The organism is Pseudomonas sp., from assembly GCF_050739935.1.
Lineage (GTDB): Bacteria > Pseudomonadota > Gammaproteobacteria > Pseudomonadales > Pseudomonadaceae > Aquipseudomonas.
The window spans coordinates 54315-78491 of sequence record NZ_JBOICF010000089.1 but is presented as its reverse complement, the minus strand read 5'-3'; the positions used below and the strand labels follow the sequence as shown (position 1 = coordinate 78491).

The following is a 24177-nucleotide window of genomic DNA, read 5'->3' as shown; positions in this document are numbered from 1 at the left end:
AAAATCCTCACCTCCCGCGTCTACGACGTTGCCGTGGAAACCCCGCTACAGGGCGCTCGTCAGCTGTCCGAACGGCTGGGCAATCAGGTGCTGCTCAAGCGCGAAGACCTGCAACCGGTGTTCTCCTTCAAGATTCGCGGCGCCTATAACAAGCTGGCGCAGTTGAGCGCTGAAGAACTGGCGCGTGGCGTGGTCACAGCCTCGGCGGGCAATCATGCGCAAGGCCTGGCGCTGGCGGCGAAGACACTGGGTGTGGCGGCAACGATCGTGATGCCGAAGACCACCCCGGAGATCAAGGTCGAAGGCGTGCGCTCCCGTGGCGGCAAAGTGGTGCTGCATGGCGACTCTTTCCCAGAGGCGCTGGCGTATTCGCTGAAGCTGGTTGAGGAAAAGGGCTACGTCTACATTCACCCTTATGACGACCCAGACACCATCGCCGGGCAAGGCACGGTGGCGATGGAGATCCTGCGTCAGCATCCGGGCAAGCTGGACGCGATCTTCGTGCCGGTGGGGGGTGGTGGCTTGATTGCCGGGATCGCGGCGTACGTGAAGTACCTGCGTCCGGAGATCAAGGTGATCGGCGTCGAACCGGACGATTCCAACTGCCTGCAACAGGCCATGGCCTATGGCGAACGGGTGGTGCTGCAGCAGGTCGGGCTATTCGCGGACGGCGTGGCGGTGGCGCAGATCGGCAAGCACACCTTCGACATCTGCAAGGATTATGTCGATGAAGTGGTCACCGTCAGCACCGATGAAATCTGCGCGGCGATCAAGGACATTTACGACGACACCCGCTCGATCACCGAACCTGCAGGCGCACTGGGCGTTGCGGGGATCAAGAAATACACCGAGCAATACGGCGTCAGCGGGCAGACCTTCGTCGCTATCGATTCAGGCGCCAACGTCAACTTCGACCGCCTGCGCCATGTCGCCGAACGCGCCGAATTGGGTGAAGGCCGCGAAGCGATCATCGCCGTGACCATCCCCGAACAGCCGGGCAGCTTCAAGGCCTTTTGCGAGGCGGTGGGCAAGCGGCAGATCACCGAATTCAATTACCGCTATCACACCGACCGCGAGGCGCACATCTTCGTCGGCGTGCAGACCCACCCTGAGAACGACCCGCGCAAGGCCCTGATTGCCAGCCTCACCGCTCAGGGTTTCCCGGTGCTGGACCTGACCGACAATGAACTGGCCAAGCTGCATTTGCGGCACATGGTCGGTGGGCATTCGGAGCGGGTCAGCGATGAAGTGGTGTTCCGCTTCGAATTCCCCGAACGGCCGGGGGCATTGTTTAACTTCCTCAACAAGCTGGGTGGGAAGTGGAATATTTCGATGTTCCATTACCGCAACCATGGCGCGGCGGACGGGCGGGTTGTGGCCGGTTTGGTAGTGCCGGAGGATGAGCGCCATCTGGTGCCGCAGGCGCTGGCGGAGATTGGGTATCCGTATTGGGATGAGACGAACAACCCGGCTTACAGGTTGTTTCTGGGATAACGCAGGTTTGTGTTGCCAAGGAAGCTGTAGAAGCCGGCTTGCTGTGGGCCGGCTCCTACAAAGGCAACTGCAACGGACTCACTGCGCGGGTGTTGCCTCAGGATCAGGTGCAGGTGCTGGAGTTGCCTCAGGAGCAATTGCAGGAGCCGGAGTTGTCTCCGGCGCAGGCGCTGGGGCCGGTGCAGGGGCTGGCTCCGCAGGGGCCGCAGTCTCGGCTTTCACCGGCTCAGGCTCCGCAGGGGCTGGCATTGGCTCGCTGCTCTGTTCGGTAACTGCGGCGGGTGGCGTACTTGGCGTCGCGAGTGGCGCTGGAGCAGGTGCAGTGGCTGGCGCCTCGGCCGGTTTCTGCTCGGTCAGTGCGGCGGCCTTGGCAGGCGCAGGTTCCGGCATGCCCAGATCAGTCTTCGGTTTTTCCTCAATGTGCGCAGCCTTCTTCACTTCAGGCGGCAGGAAGTTCTCCACCAAGGCAAAGAAACGGTCGTAGAACTTCGAGGATGCCACCGTTTCACTGGCCACCTTGACCATGGAATCGTCCGTAGAACCGATCGGCATCGACACCGAGCCCAGCACGCCGACACCCAGACTGGCCGAGTTATTCACCTTCTTCAACGCATACCGATCCTGCAAGGCGTTGGCGAACATGGTGGTTTTGCCGTCTGTGCCGCCATCAGCGGCGCACACCACATTGAAGCTGATCTCCATGTGGGTTTCGCCGGTCTGCTGGAAACTTTTGTGCCCAGCGATCGATTTTGGATCGCTGCTGGTGATGATGTATCCCTGGCTCAGCAACGCCCGGCGACCCGCCTCGCAAGTTGAGGCGTCGGAAACGGGATAGCTGCGTGAAAACGTCCCCGCGTCGTCGAAGTTTTCGTGCTCGTAGACCGTCTGCTTCTTGGACGAGCAGCCTGCAGCGGCCAGCAGGGCGAGCGCCCAGCATGCGGTACGAAAACTCAGTAATTTAGACATCAAACATCCCGGGGAAATAGGTCGACAGAACAGTGGACCGGAGAAAACGCCCGTAAGTCTGCAACAAGCCTTGCATTGGATCAACGCAGAGTTTGCAACCATCTGGATACATCAAGGTTTTCCTAACTCTTCTGCCGAGCGAACGGCGGGCTGGTAGGCGATTTTCGGACGTTCGGGGTAAGAAACGACGAAGCGGGAAATCGCCCAAAGGCGGCAAAAGTCGACTGACGGTCGTCATTCACTCGCTTCCCGGCATAACGACATCAGACCTCGCCATGTTCCAGACGCACGCCCAGGAACTCCAACGCACGCCAGTAACCCGGATAAGTCTTGCCGACGCAATCCGGGTCCTGAATACGCACGCCGGACACTTTCAAACCAGCGAGGGCGAAACACATCGCGATCCGGTGGTCAGAGTGGGTATCGATTAGCGCATGACTGGTGGTGCCGGCCAGACCGGGATCGGAGGCTACCAGAAGATCGTCGCCCTCGACCGTCGCCAGCCCCGGACGCACCTGATTCAAACCGTCATAGAGCGCCTGGACCCGATCGCACTCCTTCACCCGCAGGTTGGCCAGGTCGACGAAGCGCACCGGCGTTTGGTTGAAAGCCGCCAGCACCGCCAGCGTCGGGATCGCGTCCTGCATCTGCGAACCGTTGATCACCGCAGGCATGTTCGGGAATTGCGCGATCATTTCCATCGCCTTCGCATCAGGCTGGGTGAAGGCTTCAGCGGCGACACCCAAATCGATCTTGCCCGCGGTGAGCGCCTCGGCGGCCCACAGATAAGTGGCGGCGGAAGCATCAGGCTCGATCTGATAATCGCAGGCGCAATAGCCAGTCGGCGCCACACGCCACAACGCTTCGTCGACAACCTCTATCTCCGCACCGAAGGCACGCATGCAGGCGAGGGTCAGGTCGATATAGCCGCGAGCACCGATTTCCTTGCCCGTCAGAGCAACTTCAATGGGCGCATCGCCACAGGCAGCGACCATCAGCAGTGCCGACACGTACTGGCTCGACAGACCGCCGTCGATTTCGAAGCGAGTGGCCTTGATCGAACCGCTACCGTGGATGATCACCGGCGGGCACCCGGTAGCGCTCTCGGCACTCAGGCCGCCCTTACGCAGGGATTCCAGCAGCGGACCGATCGGGCGCTTCTGCATATAGTGGTCGCCATCCAGCGTGACAGTGCCGCTGACGGTAGCGACCGCTGCTGTCAGGAAACGCACGGCGGTTCCCGCGTTGCCAAGGAACAGCGGACCTTGAGGAGTCTGCAGCCTGCCGCTGCTGGTAACCACGAAACTGGTGTCATCCGGCTCGTCGATGGTCACACCCATTTGCCGCAGGGCGTTGGACATATGCCGGGTATCGTCGCTCTTGAGGGCGCCACGCAGATGGCTGGTGCCCTTGGCCAGCGCTGCCAGCAATAATGCGCGATTGGTAATCGACTTGGAGCCAGGTGGCGCGACATGCCCCGTCAACGGTACACCCGGTGGGATCACAGTGATGGTTTGGTTCATGCCCATGGTCCAGCTCTCCAAATTCGAAATCAGCGCCGCTTCAACAAGCCGCCAATCATGGCATTTATCGTCACGATCTGCAGCAGTGCATTGCTATATGGGCCGAAGGAAAAGTCAGAGGCTAGCGCGGGGTTTGTCGACTCAGTCGGTACTCCCGGCCCACCCGCACCAGAGATTGCAGCGTATCGGCATCCGGCTGATAACCCAGCACTCGGCGCGCCTTGGCAGACTCCACCATCAACGAACCGCACAGTTGCGTATAAAGATCGCCTTTGCCGCCCAGTTTCAGCAGCACCGCCAAAAGGAACTGTGGCACTGGAATCGACCAGCGTCGCCTCTGCATCCCTCGCGCCAGCGCTTCGAGCATTTGATCGGTGGAGACATCGGAACCATCGCTGGCCAGAAACAGCTCTCCGGCTGCATCGGGATGTTGCGCCGCCAATGAAAGCAGCCGCGCCAGATTATCCACCGAGATGATGCTGCGGGCATTGCGGACCAAGCGGAAAGGGCTGGGAATGCCTTTGTCGACCACCTTGAGCAGGGTCCTGAAGTTACCCGGCGCCTGGGTTCCGTAGACCAGAGGCGGGCGGATGATCACCAGTTGCATGCCTGAAGTCTGCACAAGCGCTTTGAGCCCCTCCTCCGCTTCCAGTTTCGAACGCGCATAGTCGGCCGCCGGAGCAGGCACCGAGTCTTCGGTGAAGCGCTGCTGTGCCGATTGATTGCCATTCACGCCGATGGAGCTGACGAAAACCAGGCGCTGGACCCCCGCCTCCATCGCCAAACGAGCCAGCTGCAAGGTCGCATCGCGGTTGATGGCTCGATACAACGCCGGCGCGTCGCCCTGCTTGTTCAGGACATGCGCCCTGCCCGCCAGATGCACGACGCAATCGATGCCGCGCAGGCTTTCGCTGATGGACTCGGCATTGGTGAAGTCTTTCGCCTGATAATCAACACCGACAACCTCCCCACCGCCGCTCCTGGAAACGCCACGCACCTCATGGCCTTCGCTGACCAGCAACTCGCATAACCGGGTGCCGATGAAGCCGGTAGCCCCTGTGACAAGAATCCGCATGACGTGCAACTCTCTTTCCATGAAATGGCCGAATGATAAACGCAGAATCTTGGCTGAACGGCAGTTTTTCGCACGCACAAAAAAAGCGACCCTAAGGTCGCTTTTTCTGTCGCTTCAAGGAGTTCAAGGGCCTTGAAGCTATGTATGGCGCAGCGGACGGGACTCGAACCCGCGACCCCCGGCGTGACAGGCCGGTATTCTAACCGACTGAACTACCGCTGCGTGTCGCACAGACTTGCATCTGTTTAACTCTGTTGAAACAGGCGTCGAGTGCCTGTTTCGTGAAACGCTGATCGATCGCTTGAGGCTTTCAATCTCAAACCGGGATTTAACTAAAAATCCAGATCTGGAAAATATGGCGCAGCGGACGGGACTCGAACCCGCGACCCCCGGCGTGACAGGCCGGTATTCTAACCGACTGAACTACCGCTGCGCAGTGGTGGACTTTCGTCCTGCTGAATCTCAGTATCCTTCAGCGTCTTACAACGTGCTTTATAGCTGTGAAGCTCTCAACGATGGTGGGTGATGACGGGATCGAACCGCCGACCCTCTGCTTGTAAGGCAGATGCTCTCCCGGCTGAGCTAATCACCCTTTGCTTCGCTGAGGCCGCGAAATTTACGCAGGTGCCGAACCTAAGTCAATAGCCTGCTTGAAGTTTTTTTAAAAAAGCAGTTTTGAGCTTCACGCTTCGGGTGACGAGCCAGACGCAAAAAAGCGAGCCCTAAGGCTCGCTCTCGCTTGCGTATCGTTTGTAGCAGTCCGGCTTGCCGGCGGTGGCGGATTTAGATCGCTACCGCCCGGCAAGCCGTGCTGCTACAAACTGCTTCATTCGACGTAAATCATTTTCTTGCTCATGCCGCCGTCAACCACAAACTCCTGACCGGTGACGAAGCCGGAGTTCTTCGACAACAGCCACGCCACGGTTGCGGCAATGTCTTCCACGGCGCCTACCCTGCCCACCGGATGCTGCGCATGATCGGCGTCGGACAACGGCTCGGCACGACGCTCTGACGGGTCGCGAGCGTCGATCCAGCCGGGGCTCACTGCGTTGACCCGCACTTGCGGACTAAGGCTGATGGCCAGCGCATGAGTCAATGCCAGAAGCCCGCCCTTGCTGGCCGCATAGGCTTCGGTATCGGGCTCGGACTGCCGCGCGCGGGTCGAACTCAGGTTGACGATGCTGCCGCTGTGCGCACGCAGATACGGCGCGCAGTGTTTGGCCAGCAACATGGCGCCGGTGAGATTGACCGCCAGCACCCGGTTCCAGTGTGCCAGATCGAGGCTCTCCAGAACCGTGTTGCGAGGATCCGCCACAGCGGCATTGCAGACCAGCGCATCCAGGCGACCAAACATGCCCAGGATTTCGGCGACGCCGCTGGCGACCTGCTCTTCGCTGGACACGTCCATGACGATGAACGAAGCGTTTTCGCCGAGCACACCGGCCACCGCTTCACCACGCTGCCGATCGATATCGGTCAGCACGACTTGCCAGCCCTCGGTAATTAACCAGGCAGCGATGCCCAGTCCGATACCCCGCGCAGCGCCCGTTACCAGTGCTACGCGACCGTTGTGCATACCGGCGGCGTCCATCACTAACTCACTCACAAACACTACTCACAACGCAGCCAGGCCACGTGCCAGATCGGCCTTGAGGTCGGCAACGTCTTCCAGCCCCACGGCAACCCGGATAAGGCTGTCGCGTATGCCGGCCGCTTCACGCTCCTGCGGCGACAGACGACCGTGGGAAGTGGTGCTCGGGTGCGTGATAGTAGTCTTGGTGTCGCCGAGGTTGGCAGTGATCGAGATCAGGCGAGTGGCATCGATGAAACGCCATGCGCCTTCCTTGCCACCCTTGACCTCGAAGCTGACCACGGCGCCAAACGCCTTTTGCTGACGCTTGGCCAGATCATGCTGCGGATGGCTTTCGAGGCCGGCGTAATGCACTTTCTCGATACCGTTCTGCTGCTCCAGCCACTGCGCCAGTTCGAGGGCGTTCTGGCAGTGGGCGCGCATGCGGATGTTCAGGGTTTCGAGGCCCTTGAGGAATAGCCAGGCGTTGAACGGGCTCAGGCTCGGCCCTGCGGTGCGCAGGAAACCAACGACTTCTTTCATCTGCTCGCTGCGACCGACCACCACGCCACCCATGGCGCGACCCTGGCCATCGATGAACTTGGTCGCCGAATGCACGACCACATCAGCGCCCATGCGCAGCGGCTGTTGCAGCGCCGGGGTGCAGAAGCAATTATCCACAACCAACATCGCACCCTTGGCGTGGGCGATTTCGGCCAGAGCGGCAATGTCTACCAACTCGGCCAGCGGGTTGGAAGGCGACTCGACGAACAGCAGTTTGGTATTGGGCTTGATCGCCGCATCCCAACCTGACAACTCAGCCAGCGGAACGTAGTCGACCTGCACGCCAAAGCGTTTGAAGTACTTCTCGAACAAACTGATGGTCGAGCCGAATACGCTTTTGGACACCAGCACATGATCGCCGGCGCTGCACAGGCTCATCACGGTCGCCAGGATCGCCGACATGCCGGTGGACGTCGCCACGGCTTGTTCGCCGCCTTCCAGCGCCGCGATACGCTCTTCGAACGAGTGCACGGTCGGGTTGGTGTAGCGCGAATAGACGTTACCCGGCTGGTCGCCGGCGAACGTCGCGGCTGCATCAGCCGCCGTGCGGAATACGTAGCTGGAAGTGAAAAACAGTGGATCGCTGTGTTCGCTCTCCGGCGTACGGTGCTGACCAGCGCGTACGGCGAGGGTATCGAAACCCACGCCTTCCAGATCACTGTCCAGTCGACCGGCATCCCATTGCTCAGTCATGCCGCCTACTCCTTGTCTGAATTAGTTGTTGTACAGATCGATGATCGCACTGACTGCCTGAGTCTTGACCTTGGAAGCGTCGTTACGCGCCTGCTCGATCTTGTTCAGGTAATGCTCGTCGATATCACCGGTCACGTACTTGCCGTCGAAGACCGAGCAATCGAAGTTGTCGATCTTGATCTTTTTGCTACCACTGACCGCTTCAATCAGGTCATTGAGGTCCTGATAGACCAGCCAGTCGGCACCGATGAGGTCGGCCACGTCCTGGGTGGAACGGTTGTGAGCGATCAGCTCGTGGGCACTCGGCATGTCGATGCCGTAGACGTTGGGGAAGCGTACGGCCGGGGCCGCGGAACAGAAATACACGTTCTTGGCGCCTGCTTCGCGGGCCATCTGAATGATCTGCTTGCAGGTGGTGCCGCGCACAATGGAGTCGTCCACCAGCATCACGTTCTTGCCACGAAATTCCAGCTCGATGGCATTGAGCTTCTGGCGCACGGATTTTTTCCTCGCAGCCTGCCCCGGCATGATGAAGGTGCGGCCGATGTAACGGTTCTTGACGAAACCTTCGCGGAACTTGACGCCCAAGTGGTTCGCCAGTTCGAGTGCGGCGGTACGGCTGGTGTCGGGGATCGGGATGACCACGTCGATGTCGTGGTCAGGGCGCTCGCGCAGGATCTTGTCGGCCAGCTTCTCGCCCATGCGCAGACGCGCCTTGTACACCGAAATGCCATCGATGATCGAGTCCGGACGCGCCAGATAGACGTGTTCGAAAATGCACGGGGCGTATTTGGGGTTGGCGGCGCACTGGCGGGTGTGCAGCTTGCCGTCTTCGGTGATATAGACCGCTTCGCCGGGCGCAAGATCGCGGATCAGGGTGAACCCCAGCACGTCCAGGGAAACGCTCTCGGAGGCGATCATGTACTCGACGCCTTCGTCGGTATGACGCTGACCGAAAACGATCGGACGAATGGCATCCGGGTCACGGAAACCCACGATGCCGTAACCGGTGATCATCGCCACGACCGCGTAACCACCACGGCAGCGGTTATGCACGTCGGTGACGGCCGCGAAGATGTCTTCTTCGGTCGGCTGCAGCTTGCCGCGCACGGCCAGTTCGTGGGCGAAGACGTTGAGCAACACTTCCGAGTCGGAACTGGTGTTGACGTGGCGCAGGTCAGATTCGTAGATCTCCTTGGCCAACTGCTCGACGTTGGTCAGGTTGCCGTTGTGCGCCAGGGTGATGCCATATGGCGAGTTGACGTAGAACGGCTGGGCTTCGGCCGAAGTCGAGCTGCCCGCTGTTGGATAACGTACGTGACCAATGCCCATGTGCCCGACCAGACGCTGCATATGCCGCTGATGGAACACATCACGAACCAGACCGTTGTCCTTGCGCAGGAACAACCGGCCGTCATGGCTGGTCACGATACCGGCAGCGTCCTGGCCGCGGTGCTGGAGGACGGTGAGCGCGTCATACAGCGCCTGATTGACGTTCGACTTGCCGACGATACCGACGATGCCACACATGCGACACAACCCCTACTTAGTGGAACTGGATTTACCGATCACATCCTGCGGCGTCATCGACGGCAGAACGTGATCCTTGAACGGGATATCAACAGGTACGCTGATCCCGCTGGCTAGCCACTTGCTGGACATCCCAAGAATCAGGTTTTTCGACCAGTCAGCGACCATTACAAACTGCGGCAGCAATCTGGACTCCTGCCACCATTGATCCTGTTGTACCGGGCCCAGGCTCAACAGCCCAACCGCTACGACAACCAGCAGGCCTCCGCGCGCAGCGCCGAAGACCATACCCAGAAAACGATCGGTCCCGGACAGCCCGGTGACGCGAATCAGCTCCCCGATAAGAAAGTTGACCATGGCGCCGACCAACAGGGTGGCGACGAAAAGAATGGTACAGCCCGCAATCACGCGTGCCGAAGGTGCTTCGATGTAGTTGACCAGATACTGGGCCAGCGAACCGCCAAACATCCAGGCAACGGCACCTGCGATGATCCAGGTCAGCAAGGACAGCGCTTCTTTGACGAAGCCGCGCTTGAGACTGATCAAAGCGGAGATGGCGACAATCGCAATAATCGCCCAGTCAACCGGAGTAAATGACACGTTGCAGCCTACAGACTGATAAGGCGGCGCATTTTAGCAGAGCGCTCGCCTGGCGGTAAGCAGCGATTGTGAGTGGGTGGCAATTAAGGCTAACGATTGGAGTTTGGCGCATGTTCGGCGGCTTTGCGGTGCCTTCCTGCAGGAGCAGGCTTGCTGACGAACGCATTCAGTCACAAGGTGTTGAATGGAACACCGCTTTCGCCAGCAAGCCGGCTCCTACAGGAGGGAAGTCACCTGCCGTTACCTGCGCTCCGGCTGGAAGCGCACGACGATGCCCTTGAGCTTCTGCTGTTTGTCGAGCTGATCGCGCAGGCGGTCAGCTTCGGCCCGCTCGATCAACGGACCGACGAATACCCGGTTCACACCATCAGAGGTACGGATATAAGCGTTGTAGCCTTGGGTACGCAGGGTTTTCTGCAGACTGTCGGCGTTAGCCCGGTTTGACAGGCTGGCCACTTGCACGGCCCAGGTGATCGACAGGCCATTGGCGTCTACCCGGTTGGTGTCGGGAGCCAGTGCGGGCGCCGCTGGCGTGGTTGCCGGTTTCGCCGCGGCCTGTGCAGGAGCAGGAGCAGCGGGAGCGGGTTTAGCCGGAGCCGGGGCTGCCTTGGCCGCTGGCGTGGTAGCTGCGGACTTGCCAGGTGCAGGCGAGATCGGCATCGACGGCGGTTGCTGGTTGACCGGTTGAGCGGGCTGCGCCAGTTCTTCATCAGTGGGGACAGGCTCTTGCGGCAGCGGTTGCTGCTCGGGAACCGCCACCGGATCGACTTTGATCTGCGCAGCGGCGGGCGCCTGGGGAGCTGCAGGCGCATCCACCTGTACATGGCGTGCTTCGTCCTGACGAGAGAACAGCATCGGCAGGAAGATCACCGCAATGGCTATCAGTACCAAAGCACCGACCATCCTCTGCTTGTACGCCTTATCCAGCAAAGCCATGTGTCACTTCCTCCGTGACGCGCCAGCAAGCCATTCCAGGGCCTCGGCTACGCAATAAAAAGACCCGAACAGAACGATTTCGTCGTCGGCTGTCGCCTGAGCGCATTGCGCTTGGAGCGCCAGCGCAACACTGGGGTAGGACGTCACGACTGCGCCAAGGTTCTGCAAGGCCTGGGCAATCTCCTGCTCGGAACGACTGCGCAGGGTCGGCAACGGTGCCACCGCCCAGTTACTGAAGCAGCACTGCAGTTCGCCCAGGACGCCATCCAGATCCTTGTCGTTGAGCAAACCGAACACCGCCAGCCGTTTGCCACTGACCGGGCGCTGACGCAGACGCTGAGCCAGGAACACCGCTGCGTGGGGGTTGTGACCAACGTCCAGCAAGATATGCAACCGCTTGCCTTGCCATTCGAAGGTTCGCCGGTCCAGCCGCCCGGTCACTCGGGTGTTCAGCAAAGCCTGGCGGAGCGATGCTTCCTGCCAGGGCAGATCCAGCAGCAGATAGGCCTGAAGCGCCAGGGCTGCGTTCTGCATCGGCAAATCCAGCAAAGGCAGATCGCGCAACTCGATACGCTGGCCACTGGCGTCGGTGCCGTACCAGTTCCAGCTCGTCACTCCTACGATCAGATCGAAATCAGCGCCGCGCAGCGACAATGGGCAATTCAACGCGCGGGCCTGATCGAGCAAAGGTCGCGGCGCTTCGAGGTCACCACAGAGGGCCGGGCGACCTTCTCGGAAAATGCCGGCTTTCTCGAAGGCCACCGATTCTCGGGTATTGCCCAGCCATTCCGCATGATCGACGCCGATGCTGGTCACCAACGCCATGTCGGCATCGATCAGATTCACCGCATCCAGACGTCCACCCAGGCCGACCTCCAGCACCACCGCGTCCAGCGCAGCCTGCTCGAACAGCCAGAACGCCGCCAGGGTGCCCATTTCGAAGTAAGTCAGGGAAATATCGCCGCGCGCCTTCTCGATGACCTCGAACGCCTCGCACAGCTGCTGATCGGTCGCTTCGACGCCCTGCACCTGCACCCGCTCGTTGTAGCGAATCAGATGCGGCGAGCTGTAAACCCCGACCTTGAGCCCTTGCGCCTGCAGTAAAGAAGCCACGAAAGCGCAGGTCGAGCCTTTGCCGTTGGTGCCGGTGACGGTAATCACCCGCGGCGCAGGGCGGCTCAGACCGATCTGCAGCGCCACCTGTCGCGACCGATCCAGCCCCATATCGATGGCTGACGGATGCAGTTGCTCCAGATAGCCGAGCCATTCGCTCAGAGAGCGTGCGGTCATACGTTGGCCGGAGCGGGAGGAACCACGATCGGCTCGAGTTTCGGCGCGACGAATTTAGGTGTTGGCACGCCCATCATCTGAGCCAGCAGGTTACCCAGGCGCTGGCGCAGCTGCTGACGATGAATGATCATGTCGATCGCGCCGTGCTCCAGCAGGAATTCGCTGCGCTGGAAACCTTCCGGCAGTTTTTCACGCACTGTCTGCTCGATCACACGCGGGCCGGCGAAACCGATCAGCGCCTTCGGCTCGGCAACGATCACGTCGCCCAGCATTGCCAGACTGGCCGAAACACCGCCGTAGACCGGGTCGGTCAACACGGAAATAAATGGCAGGCCTTCCTCACGCAGACGCGCCAGGACAGCGGAAGTCTTGGCCATCTGCATCAGGGAGATCAGCGCTTCCTGCATCCGCGCACCTCCGGAAGCAGCGAAGCAGATCATCGGGCAACGGTTTTCCAGCGCGTAGTTGGCAGCTTGAACGAAGCGCTCGCCGACCACCGCGCCCATGGAGCCGCCCATGAACGAAAATTCGAATGCGCTGCACACCACCGGCATGCCCAGCAACGTACCGCTCATGGAAATCAGCGCGTCTTTTTCGCCGGTCTGCTTCTGGGCAGCCGTCAGGCGATCCTTGTATTTCTTGCTGTCACGGAATTTCAGGCGGTCGACCGGCTCCAGATCGGCACCGATTTCCTGACGACCTTCGGTGTCGAGGAAGATATTCAGACGCGCGCGGGCGTCGATACGCATGTGGTGGTTGCACTTCGGACAGACGTCCAGGGTCTTTTCCAGCTCCGGCCGATAAAGCACCGCCTCGCAGGACGGGCATTTGTGCCAGAGGCCTTCAGGCACTGAGCTTTTCTTGACCTCGGAACGCATGATCGAAGGGATCAGTTTGTCTACCAACCAGTTGCTCATGCTTTCTTTCTCCAGTACCGGTGGCCAGAACGCGATGGCAATCAATGCCACGCGCATGCCCTTAAACTAAATTCATATGCAATATCGCGAATTGCCTGCAACGATCGGCGCCAGCGCCTGACCTGCTGCCACGGTAACTCCTCGACACCGCCCTCAACTTCTGTGCAGCGAGACGCACATACGTCTTCGCCTGTTCAATTCTGGCGATCCACAAAACCCGCAGGAGCAGTCGCAGGCTAGTGGACGGCGACCGCCCGTCTGCCGTCACATCAACGGCAGATGACGTAGGGAAAATACACTCAGGCCCCGTGAACCGCGCTCATGAAAGCACGAATCTTGTCGTGATCCTTGAGCCCCCTGGACTTTTCCACCCCGCCGCTGACATCAACCGCATAGGGGCGAACCTGCGCGATTGCCTGAGACACATTAGCCGACGTGAGCCCGCCGGCCAGAATGATCGGCTTGCTCAGCTGTTTTGGAATCAAGGCCCAATCGAAAGTTTCACCCGTCCCGCCCGGTATGCCCGCCACGTAGGTATCGAGCAGGATGCCGCAGGCTTTGTCATACAAGGCGCAACTGGCGGCGAGGTCGTCACCGGCCTGTACTCGCAATGCCTTGATCCAGGGGCGCTGGTAGCCCTCGCACTGCTCCGGAGTCTCGTCGCCGTGAAACTGGATCAGGTCCAGCGGGACGACGTCGAGAAGTGCCTTGAGCGCATCACGCTCGGCATTGACGAACAGCCCGACTGTGCTCACGAACGGCGGCAGCTCGGCGATGATCGCCTGGGCCTGCTCGATGGTGACGGCTCGGGGACTCTTGGGGTAGAACACCAAGCCGATGGCGTCCGCTCCCGCATCGACAGCGGCCAGCGCATCTTCTATGCGGGTAATCCCGCAGATCTTGCTGCGAACGGCTGACATGTAGTGAATTACCTCAAGCCTGGCGAAAGTCACGGATGTTAGCAAATGCTGTTCCGGGCGTCAGCCGCCAAGTTCCGTGAAGCCTGTAAGAAAGTGCGGTCCGATGTAACGCTCCGGCAACGGGAATTCATCGCGGTATTCGACCTGCACCAGATACAGGCCAAACGGATGTGCGGTCACGCCACCGGTGCGTCGAACCCGGCTCTCAAGCACTTCGCCGGCCCACTCGACGGGGCGCTCCCCTGCCCCGATGGTCATCAGCACACCGGCAATGTTGCGCACCATGTGGTGCAGGAAGGCGTTGGCGCGAATGTCGATGACGATCATCTTGCCGTGGCGGGTGACCCTCAGGTGGTGCAGCTGTTTGATCGGCGACTTGGCCTGGCACTGGCCAGCACGAAATGCGCTGAAATCGTGGGTTCCGACCAGATACTCCGCCGCCAGCGCCATGCGCTCGACATCCAGCGGACGGTGATTCCAGGTGATCTCTTGCCCCAGATGCGCCGGACGGATCTGGTCGTTATAGATCACGTAGCGATAGCGCCGGGCAATGGCCTTGAAGCGCGCATGGAAATGCGCGGGCATGACCTTGGCCCAGGTCACGCTGATGTCATGGGGCAAGTTGATGTTGGCACCCATGGTCCAGGCTTTCATGGTGCGTACAGCCTGGGTGTCAAAATGCACGACCTGACCACAGGCATGCACGCCAGCGTCGGTACGCCCGGCGCACATCAGTGAGACCGGTGAGTCGGCGACTTTGGACAAGGCATTTTCCAGAGTTTCCTGGACCGTCAGCACGCCAGTAGACTGGCGCTGCCAGCCGCTGTAGCGGGAACCTTTGTATTCCACGCCCAGCGCGATCCTGGAAAAACCTTCGGCAGCCATTTCGGCTGCAGCTGTCTCTGCCTCGGTGTCTGTGATTGCCAAGTGCTTAAAGCCTGTCGATGTGCGCAAGGGCGGCCATTATACGGATGACGAAAAAAGACGCCATTGGTGAAAGACAAAGGCTCGCCTTGCGTCATTCAAATAAAAGCCTCGTCATCTCCCGCAGCAGGCATAACGCGCCGTCACTACATGATCGCAGTTCCTGTAGGAGCGAATTTATTCGCGAGAGGCCCGTTCAGTCGACACTTCCCTGCCGCCTGATGGATCTTTCGCGAATGAATTCGCTCCCACAGGTTTCTCGCCTGTCGAATCAGTCCGTTAGCTGAGCTCCTACAGAAAAGCCTGACCAGCCCATCAACGGCTATAAACAAAAACGACCGCCGAAGCGGTCGTTATCGATGCAATCTGAACGCGGTTCAGACCAGACGCGACAACATCTCGCGTGCTTCGGTCTGCTGCCCGTCGTCACCTTCTGCCACCACCTCATCAAGAATGTCGCGAGCGCCATCGGCGTCGCCCATTTCAATGTAGGCTCGAGCCAGGTCGAGCTTGGTGGCCGCTTCGTCGGTGCCCGAGAGGAAGTCGAACTCCGGCTCATCGTCCGCCAGCAGCGCGTCGTCTTCGGTAAAGGTCGGCGCCTCGTCGTATGGCTTGGCGGTTGGCGGCTGTTCCAGGCGCTGCGACAGACGTTCAAGCTCGGCATTCACATCATCGATCTCGGACGCGAATGCTTCGGATGCCTGATCGGTCTCAATCTCATCCGCCAGAGACAGGTCGAAATCGGCCGGCAGTTCGAGGTCGTCCTCATGGGCCGCTTTGCTCGCACCCAAGTCGGCTGTCGCCTCGAAAGGTGGCAGATCGTTCAGATCATCTTCCAGACCCAACAGATAATCATCTTCAGCCTTGAGGCCCGGCTGATCTTCCGACAGATTCAGGTCGAAATCCGCCAGATCGTCCGGCTGCGCGGTCTTGGCTTCGGTTTGCTCGCGCAGAATGGCGTCGAAATCCAGATCATCTGCAGCCGTATCACTGAATGGCGCATCCAGAACCAGATCGTCGAGACCGGAGTCGGTCTGTGGCGCGCTGTGATCCCTCACTTCAGTTGGCGACGCCGCTTCCAGGTCATCTAGACTCAAATCGAAAGCCGTGTCGAAATCATCAGGTTGTTCGGCGACAGGTCGAGCAGCGGGTTCAGACACGACAGTCGGCGCAGGCTCAGACTTGTCAGTCAGCAGATCGTCAACGTACTTCGCCTCCATTTGGGCCGCCAAAGCCGTCGCAGCCGCGACACCCGCAGCCGCCGCAGCAGCTGCTGCCATGGCCGGATAACGGGTTTTGAGCTGCTCGACTTCAGCGTGGTTCTTTCCCGTGGCCACCAGTTGCCGCTCCTGTGCGACGAAACCTTCCTGGTTGCCTTGCTGGGCATAGATTTCCATGAGTTGGAGGCGCAAATCACTGCGCTGAGGCTCTTCCTTCACGGCTTCTTCCAGCAATGCCACGGCCTGGTTCATGCGGCCATAAGCGATATGGATTTCAGCCTGCACCAGCACATCAGCCGGACGTTCGCGGGTCGGTTCGATGATGACGGCCGATAGGGGCGCCGTCTTTACAGTGGGTGGAGGAACCTCCAGCCCCTCGAAACTGCCTTCAGGTAAATCCATGTCAGACGCGAAATCGGATTCTTCCGACAGCGCCCGAGCCATTTGCCGATGCCGTTCAGCTTCAAGGATCGCGTTGCGACGACGCACCAGCAGCAGCATCAGCAGCAACAGAAACAGCAGCACGCCGCCACCGATCAATCCCATGAGCGTGGGGCTGGCGAGGATCTTGTCCAGCGCGCTCCGATTATCCGGGTTGGCGGCGGGATCGGGCTGCACGGCCAGCGGCTGGTCAGGGGTGGCCCCGGTAACCGTAGCGCCATCGACCGGCAGCGCATCTTCGGGAGCGATTTCGTTCGGCGGCTTGCCGGCGGCATCCGGGGCGGCCGGCGGAACGATCTGCGCAGGCATCGCCGGGTTCGCAGCGTTATTCGGATTGGTCACGCTGTTCGGGCTGACCGTACTGTTCGCATCATCGACCGGCGGTGGCACAGCGGCGCCTGCGGCCTGCATCTTGGCCAACTGATCGTTCTTCAATTCGATCAGACGCTGCAGCTTGTCCAGCTGGCTTTGCAGGTCGCCCATGCGGCTTTTCAGCTCGGCATTGTCGCGACGGGTGCTGTCCAGACTCTCTTGCGCTATCGCCAGCTTATTGCTGAGGTCGGCGTCACCCGCGGCACCTTTGGCGCCCGGCTTGTTGGCCGACACCAGGCTGAGGTTGTCCCTGGCGTCGATCTGTGACGGCGTGGCGCCCACACGATCGCGACGGGTAGCATCCATCTGACGGGCGCCAGTCGGCAGACGACGGCCTTCGCGCCACGCGCGATTCTGCTCAGCCACTTCGGCCACAGCGCGAGGCTGCGGCGTGGCACTGACTTCTTGCGGCGACGGCAGACGCAGCACCTGCCCTTTCTTCAGACGGTTGATGTTGCCCGCGATGAAGGCGTCCGGGTTGAGCGCCTGGATCGCCAGCATGGTCTGTTGCACGGTTCCGCCATTGCGCACACGTTCGGCAATTTCCCACAGTGTGTCGTTGTTGGCGGTGGTGTATTGGGTGTACTTGGGCTCCGGCGGCGCAGCAGGAGCCGGGGCCGGAGGTGCTGGCGCTTCGGCAGCGGGTGCCTGAGCAGGTACCGCGGCTGGCGCGGTGGACGGCAATTGCGCGGCGGCAGCGGCGGCTGCCTGTGGCGAGACCTTTGGTGGATCGAGCAGCAAGCTGTATTCGCGCAACGCTCGGCCATTGGGCCACAGCACTTGCACGAGGAATTTCACATAGGGATCGCGGACCGGTTTGCTGGAGGTAATGCGCAGAACGCTCTTGCCTCCGGGGTTGACCACGGGAGTGAACGTCAGGTCATCGAGGACTGCCGTGCGCCCGACGCCCGCCTGTGCGAACTCGGCGGAGCTGGCCAGACTGGGCACGACCTGCGCTGAGTTGAGGTCCTGCACCTGGGTGAGTTCGATTTCGGCGAGCAGCGGCTGGTTCAGGCTCGACTTGACGGTCAAACCACCGAGGCCAAGCGCATGTGCCATCCCTGATGACAGCGCCGAAGCTGCAGCGATTGCTAAAACCAGTTTACGAACCTGAACCATAGCCCATCCCTTGTTTAAAATTTCCCCGGCGACCGAGAAGATAAAGCCTGCTAGGGCGTAGGGCGTTTCTACACGCCACAGCTAGAATCATTCTTTGAATTGTTGGCAAGTATCTTTTACGCAACATCTTTTATCAACAATTCGGCGACCTGCACAGCGTTCAACGCCGCACCCTTGCGCACATTGTCCGACGTCACCCAGAAGTTCAGCTCGCAGGCGTCGTCGATGCCGGTGCGCAAACGCCCTACGTAGATAGCATCCTGTCCCACCGCATCGCCCACCGGTGTCGGATAATCCCCCGCGCCCACCAGATCGACGCCGTCCGCTGCATCCAGTGCTGCGGCGACAGCAGCAAGGTCCACTGGGGAAGTTGTCTGCACCGACACGCTCAGGCTATCGCCAAAGAACACCGGCACCTGAATGCAGGTCACACCGACCTTGATTAAAGGCAGCGACAGCAACTCGCGCAACTCGCTGACCATACGCTTTTCCAGCGGCACATGCCCCTGAGCATCCGGCGTACCTACTTGAGCAAGCACATTGAAGGCCATCTGCCGGTCGAACACGCGCGGCTCCAGAGGGCGTACGTTGAGCAACTCGGCAGTCTGCCGCGCCAGCTCGGTCACGCCTTCGCGCCCTTGGCTTGAGACCGCCATGCAAGCTGTAACACTGACACGCTGGAGGTCAAGCAACTGGCGCAGCGGGGCGAGGACCACGGCCAGCGCCGTCGCACCTGGGCTCGGAGACGCCACCTGCCAAGGCTTGGTCAGACTGGTCAGAAGTGCGCCGTTGACTTCAGGAATGAGGTTCGGCGCCTGCTCGACGGGCAGCCCGCCGGACAGATCGATCACCGCACAGCCCGCCGCTGTCGCGCGCACGGCATGGCTGCGCGTGGCAGCCGGGCCCGCCGCAAAGAAGGCGATCTGCACGTTGCCGAAGTCGAACGCGTCGACTTCACGCACACGCACGTTTTTGCCGCGATAGGCCACCGAACTGCCTGCCGATTCCGCGCTGGCCAGCAGGTGCAACTCGCCGACAGGGAAATCACGTTCTTCAAGAATCTGGACGATGGTTTCGCCGACAGTTCCGGTGGCGCCGATCACGGCGATATCAAAGGACTGGCTCATGCAAAAACCTCAGAAAAATCGGGGGCGGCACTTTAACCGCGACAAGACAGCCAGGCAATTGACCTGGCAAAAACAGGGATGCGCCGGTTTCGAAGCTGGTCAGGGTTCAAGTCCCACAGGAAAGAATTCACCGTGGCTCCAGACACCCAGCCAGCGCTGGCCGTCAATTTCACGCATGACTGCAAGATCGACCAGTTGATAGAAGACATTGCGATGGATCAGCGCCTCCAGATTACTGCGCACATGCACATAAGGAGCAGGTTCCTGAGTGAGGGGGTCGATGCTGACGCGCAGAGGATGCTCGGCGCTGGCTTCGACCACATCTTCGACATTGGTGCTGAAGCGAAGCACCTGGGCATCGCCCTCGCCTTCGACCTCCAGCAGCACCGCCACGAAGGGCGCGTCATCGACCGTGATGCCGACTTTTTCCACCGGGGTGATCAGGAAGTAATCATCGCCGTCCCGACGAATGATGGTGGAGAACAAGCGCACCATCGGTTTGCGGCCGATGGGCGTGCCCAGATAGAACCAGGTGCCGTCACGGGCGATACGCATGTCGATATCGCCGCAAAAATCAGGGTTCCACAGATGCACAGGTGGCAAACCCTTGCCGGTCTTGGGTAATTGCGCCAACAGGTCGTTGGCTTTTCCCGGACCACTCATACGCTACTCCTCAGCGGGCTGAGACGCCCAACAGACTACGAGCGTAATCCTCCATTGGCGGACCTAGCAAATTTTCGGGTTTGGTGTCGTGAAAAGTCAGCAAGCCTCCGCGACTGTGAATCCGCGCGGTATCGATCAGATAACGAGTGTTGGTTTCGATCAGCATCAACTGAATGACGCCACTGTCGATGCCCAGACGGTCGACGGCTTCCTGATCGGACCACTCGTCAAAATTGCCGATGCGGTCATCCGCCTTGGCGAAGCGCGTGTACAGCAGATAATGCGCGCCAACAGCCCGGGCTTCGTTCATCGCCTCGTCCAGACCTTCGGGCGCACGGGCGCGGCGGACCATCGGGAAGTATTCGATGAAACCGTTGAAGGCCTCTTCGGCGACCACGTTGGGACGCGGATAAGCGCCTCCCGGGGGAGCGAACGCGCCTTGAGCGATATAGATGAAGGAATCCGGTTGCAGGCGGAAATTGTTGATTCGTCGCGTGGAACTGTGGTCCAGCAGACCCGCGTCGCTGAGTTCATCATGGGCGCCCTGTGCCAGATCGCTGACATGCATGCAGCCACTCAATGCCAAGAACGCCAGCAGTAAAACCAGGCTACGCATTATTTCCTCCAAAGTCCGGCGACGGAAAACCGGCGAATGGCGGTGTAATGCAGCTTTTGCGCCATGTTAGGCGGTGGGAGGAATTGCCTGTCTATTCCAATCCGGCGGACGCCTTTTGTGGGCAAGGGAACGCATTCGCGAAGGGGATACCGCCGAGACGTCTCCGTGGGCAATAACGCCGCACCGCGAATGAATTCGCTCCCACAGCAGATCAGCCGGCAGAGTACGAAGCCAAGACCGAAATCTTAACCACCAATAATCTTCATCACTGTCGCCCCGCCGGAAAACGCCACGGCCTGTTTGTCATCCAGCGCCCTGATCAACAGACGCTGCAACGCAGGCAAGGCCTGATGCCGAGGCTTGTCGAGCAGGTCGCCGACGTAATGGCGGTTGCTTGACGACAGACAGCCATGCAGCCAGCCGGTCGATGACAGACGCAGGCGTGAGCAAGTGCGGCAGAACGGCACGCTTTCATTGGCGATGACGCCAAAGTGCCCCTTGCCAGGAATCCGATAACGCACTGCCGTGGCATCCACAGGCGCATCGGCCTGCAGGTATTCATAACGCTCGCCGATCAGCGCCAGCAACTGATCAAGGCTCACGAACTGCTGGAGAAAGCCGTTATGGTCGCTGGCCAGGTGGCCCATGCGCATGAGCTCGATGAAGCGCAACTCATAGCCGCGCTCCAGGCAGTAATCGAGCAGCGGCATGACCTGATCGAGGTTACTGCCGCGCAACGGCACCATGTTGACCTTGATCCGGATGCCCGCTGCCCTCGCCCGCTCCATGCCATCGAGTACGGTTGCCAGATCACCTCCGCGAGCAATGGCGCGAAACGCGGACGGATCGAGAGTATCCAGCGACACATTGATTCGGCTGATGCCTGCGTCCAGCAGAATTGGCAGCTTTCGCCCCAGTAACTGGGCATTGGTGGTGAGGCTGATGTCGTTCAGCCCCATTCGGCCGACCTGCCCCATGAACCGCTCGAGACGCGGACTCACCAACGGTTCGCCACCTGTGATGCGCAATCGCTCGATACCCGCTGCCTCGATCAGGTATTCCACGCCACGAGCCATGGCATCGGCGGACAACTCATTTTGCGCAGCAACAAGCCGCTTGCCATCGGGCACGCAGTAGGTACAGGCATAGTTGCACGCAGACGTCAGACTGATCCGCAGGTTGCGGAAACGTCGGCCTTGGCGATCGACGATCATGGGAAGCTCCGGGAAGTAGTGCAGCGCGCAAAAGTTGACTCATAAATCAGCTTTTAGCAAGCGTCATTCCGGGCAAAGACTGCAATGGAGTTGGCAGACACCAGAACGATGCCTGCCAGGATGCTCGGCGAGAAGATCCGGCTCAGGTTCCGGTGATTTCAGGCTTGAGGTCATGACCGGCTTCGGGATCGCGCTTGCGCTTGTTGCCCATACGCACGCCGATGTCCATCAGGAACTGGAAGAAGCCTTCCTGATCCTCCAGAACATTGCTCCAGAATGGCGAGTGATACAACGCCACGGCGCCGTGGACCAGCGCCCAGGCCGCGCAGTAATGGAAGTATGGCGGCACATCCTCAAGTTTGCCTTCGGAAATCCGGCCCTTGATCAACAGGGTCAGGTGTTCGAAGTTGGAGGCGCGAATCTTATGCAGCTGCTCGACCATCTCGGGCACCTGATTGCCCTTTACCACCTTCTCTTCCAGCCGGTCGAACAGGCGATAGCGCTGCGGATCACGCATGCGGAATTCGAAGTAAGCGCGGGAAAGCGCTTCCTTGTCCTTGTCGACATCGGCCGAGTGCAGCAGCTCGTTCAAATCACGCTCGTAGTCGAGCATCAGGCGCAGATAGATCTCCGCTTTGGATTTGAAATGCTTGTAGATCGTGCCTTTGCCAATACCGACGGCATCAGCAATCATCTCGACGGTGACACTGTCTTCACCCTGTTCGAGAAACAGCTTTAACGCGGTATCAAGAATTTCTTGCTCACGGCGCCGAAACTCACGGACCTTACGAGGTTCTTTCTGCATAAGAGGAGGCTGTGGGTTCAAAATCGAAGCCGCACATTATGCCTATCTCGGGGGAAATTGCACGGATCATCCGACGATGTTCACGCGCGAGACCAAATTGGCCGCTTCAGCCACGTTTTTGACCCACACCCATATCGCAGTACAAGTTGCGAACGGTCATCGCCATGCTTTGAGGTATCAAGAGCGGATCGGGTATTCCAAAACTGTTTAAAAAACGTACAGCCTGCGCTGGACGCCAGTGGAATATGACCAATACTTAACTTCGCCGATGCGGCATCTCCCCCAAGTGCCAGCATCGGTAAAGGCACCAACGGATAGCGTGTCTTTGTTTTACTCCTAATGGTCTTAACCCGGATTCACCCCCCAGAACCCGGGTTTTTTTTTGCCTGCGATTTCTGGCTTCGACACCCGTCTCAGGCGGCCTTGACACGGGCCAGCGGGAACAGACGCTTAAAGTTCTCGGTGGTCTGCTCGGAGAAACGCTCGAAGCTCTCACCGCGCAACATCGCCAGAAACTCCGCGACTTCGCGCACGTATTGCGGCAGATTGGGTTTGCCGCGATAAGGAATCGGCGCCAGATATGGCGAATCGGTTTCAACCAACAGGCGATCGGCCGGTACTTTGCTCGCCACATCGCGCAGCGCATCGGCGTTGCGGAAGGTCACGATGCCGGAAAGTGAGATGTAGAAGCCCAGGTCCAGCGCGGCCTTGGCCATCTCCCAGTCCTCGGTGAAGCAGTGCAATACGCCCGCCTGTGGCAGGGCCGCTTCACGCAATAGCTGCAACGTGTCGGCCCGCGCGCCGCGAGTGTGGACGATCACCGGTTTGCCGGTGCTGTTGGCCGCCTGCAGATGCAGACGAAACGACGCCTGCTGCAACTCGGCCGCCTCCGGCTCGTAGTGGTAATCCAGGCCTGTTTCGCCGATCGCGACCGCGCGCGGGTGATTCAGCTCGCCCAGCAGCCACTCCAACGCAGGCGCTTCGCCCGGCTTGAGGTCCAGCGGGTGAATGCCGACCGAGCAATCCACATCTTCATAGCGATTGGCGAGGGCCTTGACCTCGGCCGCGTTGTCAGCGCTGACGCCGATACACAGAAAATGTCCTACACCCCGTCCGCGCGCGGCTTGCAGAGCAGCGTCCAGTGAGCCTGCGTGTTCAGTGAGGTCGAGACGGTCGAGGTGGCAATGGGAATCTACGAGCATGGGAACCGGAGCGATTACATCGTGTGGGTAGGACGGTCGGACTTGAGAGCACCGGCCAGATAGTTTTCGATCATGTTGCGAGCGGTATTGTCGCCATCGTTGAACTGCACGCCGACGCCCGCGGCGCGATTGCCCTGGGCACCTTTGGGGGTAATCCAGGTGACTTTTCCCGCGACCGGAATCTTTTCCGGCTCATCCATGAGGTTGAGCAGCATGAACACCTCATCCCCCAGCTTGTAGCTTTTGCTGGTGGGGATGAACAGTCCGCCATTCTTGATGAACGGCATGTACGCGGCATACAGGACAGACTTGTCCTTGATCGTCAGGGACAGGATGCCGTTACGTGGACCCGGGCTGAGGGGGACGCTCATCTCAACTTCCTCGTGGATACTGATG

Annotated in this window: 20 protein-coding genes, 3 tRNA genes and 1 pseudogene; 1 reads left to right on the top strand and 23 read right to left on the bottom strand. The window is 60.0% G+C overall.

The window, feature by feature from the left end; translation table 11 throughout:
• On the top strand, positions 1-1494 hold a 1494-nt coding region (ilvA, locus tag ACRER8_RS18075), incomplete at its 5' end, for a threonine ammonia-lyase, biosynthetic (protein ID WP_431747581.1).
• 78 nt (positions 1495-1572) lie between these two features.
• Here the strand turns inward: ilvA and ACRER8_RS18070 are convergent.
• From ACRER8_RS18070 to ACRER8_RS17960, 23 genes and pseudogenes are all read right to left on the bottom strand, one after another.
• The gene (locus ACRER8_RS18070) at positions 1573-2460 is read right to left on the bottom strand and encodes a DUF2242 domain-containing protein (protein WP_431747580.1); all 888 of its coding nucleotides are present in this window, start codon (positions 2458-2460) and stop codon (positions 1573-1575) included.
• 263 nt (positions 2461-2723) lie between these two features.
• Positions 2724-3989 carry a 3-phosphoshikimate 1-carboxyvinyltransferase gene (locus ACRER8_RS18065; protein ID WP_431747579.1) on the bottom strand — a complete coding sequence of 422 codons (1266 nt, stop codon included), beginning with the start codon at positions 3987-3989 and terminating at the stop codon, positions 2724-2726.
• A 115-nt stretch (positions 3990-4104) separates the two neighbouring features.
• A complete protein-coding gene (locus ACRER8_RS18060) occupies positions 4105-5058 on the bottom strand; it encodes an NAD-dependent epimerase/dehydratase family protein (RefSeq protein WP_431747578.1) in 954 nt (317 codons plus the stop codon).
• A 145-nt stretch (positions 5059-5203) separates the two neighbouring features.
• Positions 5204-5280: transfer RNA gene (locus ACRER8_RS18055), tRNA-Asp, on the bottom strand.
• Positions 5281-5414: 134 nt separating this feature from the next.
• Positions 5415-5491, bottom strand: a tRNA-Asp gene (locus ACRER8_RS18050).
• A gap of 83 nt (positions 5492-5574) precedes the next feature.
• Positions 5575-5650: transfer RNA gene (locus tag ACRER8_RS18045), tRNA-Val, on the bottom strand.
• Between the two features lie 234 nt (positions 5651-5884).
• Positions 5885-6649, bottom strand: coding sequence for an SDR family oxidoreductase (locus tag ACRER8_RS18040; RefSeq protein WP_431747585.1), 765 nt, complete (start codon positions 6647-6649; stop codon positions 5885-5887).
• Positions 6650-6673: 24 nt separating this feature from the next.
• Positions 6674-7885 (bottom strand): O-succinylhomoserine sulfhydrylase, encoded by a 1212-nt coding sequence (locus ACRER8_RS18035; protein WP_431747577.1) that lies wholly within the window; start codon positions 7883-7885, stop codon positions 6674-6676.
• Positions 7886-7906: 21 nt separating this feature from the next.
• On the bottom strand, positions 7907-9415 hold the full coding sequence (gene purF / locus ACRER8_RS18030; RefSeq protein ID WP_431747576.1) for an amidophosphoribosyltransferase: 1509 nt from the start codon (positions 9413-9415) through the stop codon (positions 7907-7909).
• 12 nt (positions 9416-9427) lie between these two features.
• Positions 9428-10015, bottom strand: coding sequence for a CvpA family protein (locus ACRER8_RS18025; protein ID WP_431747575.1), 588 nt, complete (start codon positions 10013-10015; stop codon positions 9428-9430).
• Between the two features lie 240 nt (positions 10016-10255).
• Positions 10256-10951, bottom strand: coding sequence for an SPOR domain-containing protein (locus ACRER8_RS18020; protein WP_431747574.1), 696 nt, complete (start codon positions 10949-10951; stop codon positions 10256-10258).
• Positions 10935-12241, bottom strand: a pseudogene (folC, locus tag ACRER8_RS18015) (bifunctional tetrahydrofolate synthase/dihydrofolate synthase). Before folC ends, ACRER8_RS18020 begins: the two are co-directional and overlap by 17 nt.
• Positions 12238-13158 (bottom strand): acetyl-CoA carboxylase, carboxyltransferase subunit beta, encoded by a 921-nt coding sequence (accD, locus tag ACRER8_RS18010; RefSeq protein WP_431747584.1) that lies wholly within the window; start codon positions 13156-13158, stop codon positions 12238-12240. Before accD ends, folC begins: the two are co-directional and overlap by 4 nt.
• Positions 13159-13457: 299 nt before the next feature.
• Entirely contained in the window at positions 13458-14078 is a 621-nt protein-coding gene (locus ACRER8_RS18005; protein ID WP_431747573.1) for a phosphoribosylanthranilate isomerase, read from the bottom strand.
• A 60-nt stretch (positions 14079-14138) separates the two neighbouring features.
• Positions 14139-14963 (bottom strand): tRNA pseudouridine(38-40) synthase TruA, encoded by an 825-nt coding sequence (gene truA, locus ACRER8_RS18000; RefSeq protein ID WP_431747583.1) that lies wholly within the window; start codon positions 14961-14963, stop codon positions 14139-14141.
• A gap of 416 nt (positions 14964-15379) precedes the next feature.
• A complete protein-coding gene (locus ACRER8_RS17995) occupies positions 15380-18154 on the bottom strand; it encodes a FimV/HubP family polar landmark protein (protein WP_431747572.1) in 2775 nt (924 codons plus the stop codon).
• Between the two features lie 116 nt (positions 18155-18270).
• Positions 18271-19281, bottom strand: a complete 1011-nt coding sequence (locus tag ACRER8_RS17990) for an aspartate-semialdehyde dehydrogenase (RefSeq protein WP_431747571.1) — start codon at positions 19279-19281, stop codon at positions 18271-18273.
• 99 nt (positions 19282-19380) lie between these two features.
• Entirely contained in the window at positions 19381-19944 is a 564-nt protein-coding gene (locus tag ACRER8_RS17985) for a DUF1285 domain-containing protein (protein WP_431747570.1), read from the bottom strand.
• A gap of 10 nt (positions 19945-19954) precedes the next feature.
• On the bottom strand, positions 19955-20560 hold the full coding sequence (locus ACRER8_RS17980) for a DUF4823 domain-containing protein (protein ID WP_431747569.1): 606 nt from the start codon (positions 20558-20560) through the stop codon (positions 19955-19957).
• 245 nt (positions 20561-20805) lie between these two features.
• Positions 20806-21774 carry a GTP 3',8-cyclase MoaA gene (locus ACRER8_RS17975; protein WP_431747568.1) on the bottom strand — a complete coding sequence of 323 codons (969 nt, stop codon included), beginning with the start codon at positions 21772-21774 and terminating at the stop codon, positions 20806-20808.
• Positions 21775-21916: 142 nt separating this feature from the next.
• Entirely contained in the window at positions 21917-22579 is a 663-nt protein-coding gene (locus ACRER8_RS17970) for a TetR/AcrR family transcriptional regulator (RefSeq protein WP_431747567.1), read from the bottom strand.
• A 413-nt stretch (positions 22580-22992) separates the two neighbouring features.
• Positions 22993-23781 carry a TatD family hydrolase gene (locus tag ACRER8_RS17965; RefSeq protein ID WP_431747566.1) on the bottom strand — a complete coding sequence of 263 codons (789 nt, stop codon included), beginning with the start codon at positions 23779-23781 and terminating at the stop codon, positions 22993-22995.
• Between the two features lie 14 nt (positions 23782-23795).
• The gene (locus ACRER8_RS17960) at positions 23796-24152 is read right to left on the bottom strand and encodes a PilZ domain-containing protein (RefSeq protein WP_037011754.1); all 357 of its coding nucleotides are present in this window, start codon (positions 24150-24152) and stop codon (positions 23796-23798) included.
• Between the last annotated feature and the right edge of the window lie 25 nt (positions 24153-24177).

Bases quoted from the DNA above. Each gene is read 5' to 3' on its own strand.
- purF (WP_431747576.1), bottom strand. From the start codon at position 9,415: ATGTGTGGCATCGTCGGTATCGTCGGCAAGTCGAACGTCAATCAGGCG.
- ACRER8_RS17965 (WP_431747566.1), bottom strand. From the start codon at position 23,781: ATGCTCGTAGATTCCCATTGCCACCTCGACCGTCTCGACCTCACTGAA.
- ACRER8_RS18020 (WP_431747574.1), bottom strand. From the start codon at position 10,951: ATGGCTTTGCTGGATAAGGCGTACAAGCAGAGGATGGTCGGTGCTTTG.
- ACRER8_RS17980 (WP_431747569.1), bottom strand. From the start codon at position 20,560: ATGCGTAGCCTGGTTTTACTGCTGGCGTTCTTGGCATTGAGTGGCTGC.
- ACRER8_RS17985 (WP_431747570.1), bottom strand. From the start codon at position 19,944: ATGAGTGGTCCGGGAAAAGCCAACGACCTGTTGGCGCAATTACCCAAG.
- ACRER8_RS17995 (WP_431747572.1), bottom strand. From the start codon at position 18,154: ATGGTTCAGGTTCGTAAACTGGTTTTAGCAATCGCTGCAGCTTCGGCG.
- ACRER8_RS17970 (WP_431747567.1), bottom strand. From the start codon at position 22,579: ATGCAGAAAGAACCTCGTAAGGTCCGTGAGTTTCGGCGCCGTGAGCAA.
- ACRER8_RS18005 (WP_431747573.1), bottom strand. From the start codon at position 14,078: ATGTCAGCCGTTCGCAGCAAGATCTGCGGGATTACCCGCATAGAAGAT.
- ACRER8_RS17990 (WP_431747571.1), bottom strand. From the start codon at position 19,281: ATGAGCCAGTCCTTTGATATCGCCGTGATCGGCGCCACCGGAACTGTC.
- ACRER8_RS17975 (WP_431747568.1), bottom strand. From the start codon at position 21,774: ATGATCGTCGATCGCCAAGGCCGACGTTTCCGCAACCTGCGGATCAGT.
- ACRER8_RS18040 (WP_431747585.1), bottom strand. From the start codon at position 6,649: ATGGACGCCGCCGGTATGCACAACGGTCGCGTAGCACTGGTAACGGGC.
- accD (WP_431747584.1), bottom strand. From the start codon at position 13,158: ATGAGCAACTGGTTGGTAGACAAACTGATCCCTTCGATCATGCGTTCC.
- ACRER8_RS18060 (WP_431747578.1), bottom strand. From the start codon at position 5,058: ATGCGGATTCTTGTCACAGGGGCTACCGGCTTCATCGGCACCCGGTTA.
- truA (WP_431747583.1), bottom strand. From the start codon at position 14,963: ATGGCTGCCGAAGGTTTTTCCAGGATCGCGCTGGGCGTGGAATACAAA.
- ACRER8_RS18065 (WP_431747579.1), bottom strand. From the start codon at position 3,989: ATGGGCATGAACCAAACCATCACTGTGATCCCACCGGGTGTACCGTTG.
- ACRER8_RS18070 (WP_431747580.1), bottom strand. From the start codon at position 2,460: ATGTCTAAATTACTGAGTTTTCGTACCGCATGCTGGGCGCTCGCCCTG.
- ACRER8_RS18035 (WP_431747577.1), bottom strand. From the start codon at position 7,885: ATGACTGAGCAATGGGATGCCGGTCGACTGGACAGTGATCTGGAAGGC.
- ACRER8_RS17960 (WP_037011754.1), bottom strand. From the start codon at position 24,152: ATGAGCGTCCCCCTCAGCCCGGGTCCACGTAACGGCATCCTGTCCCTG.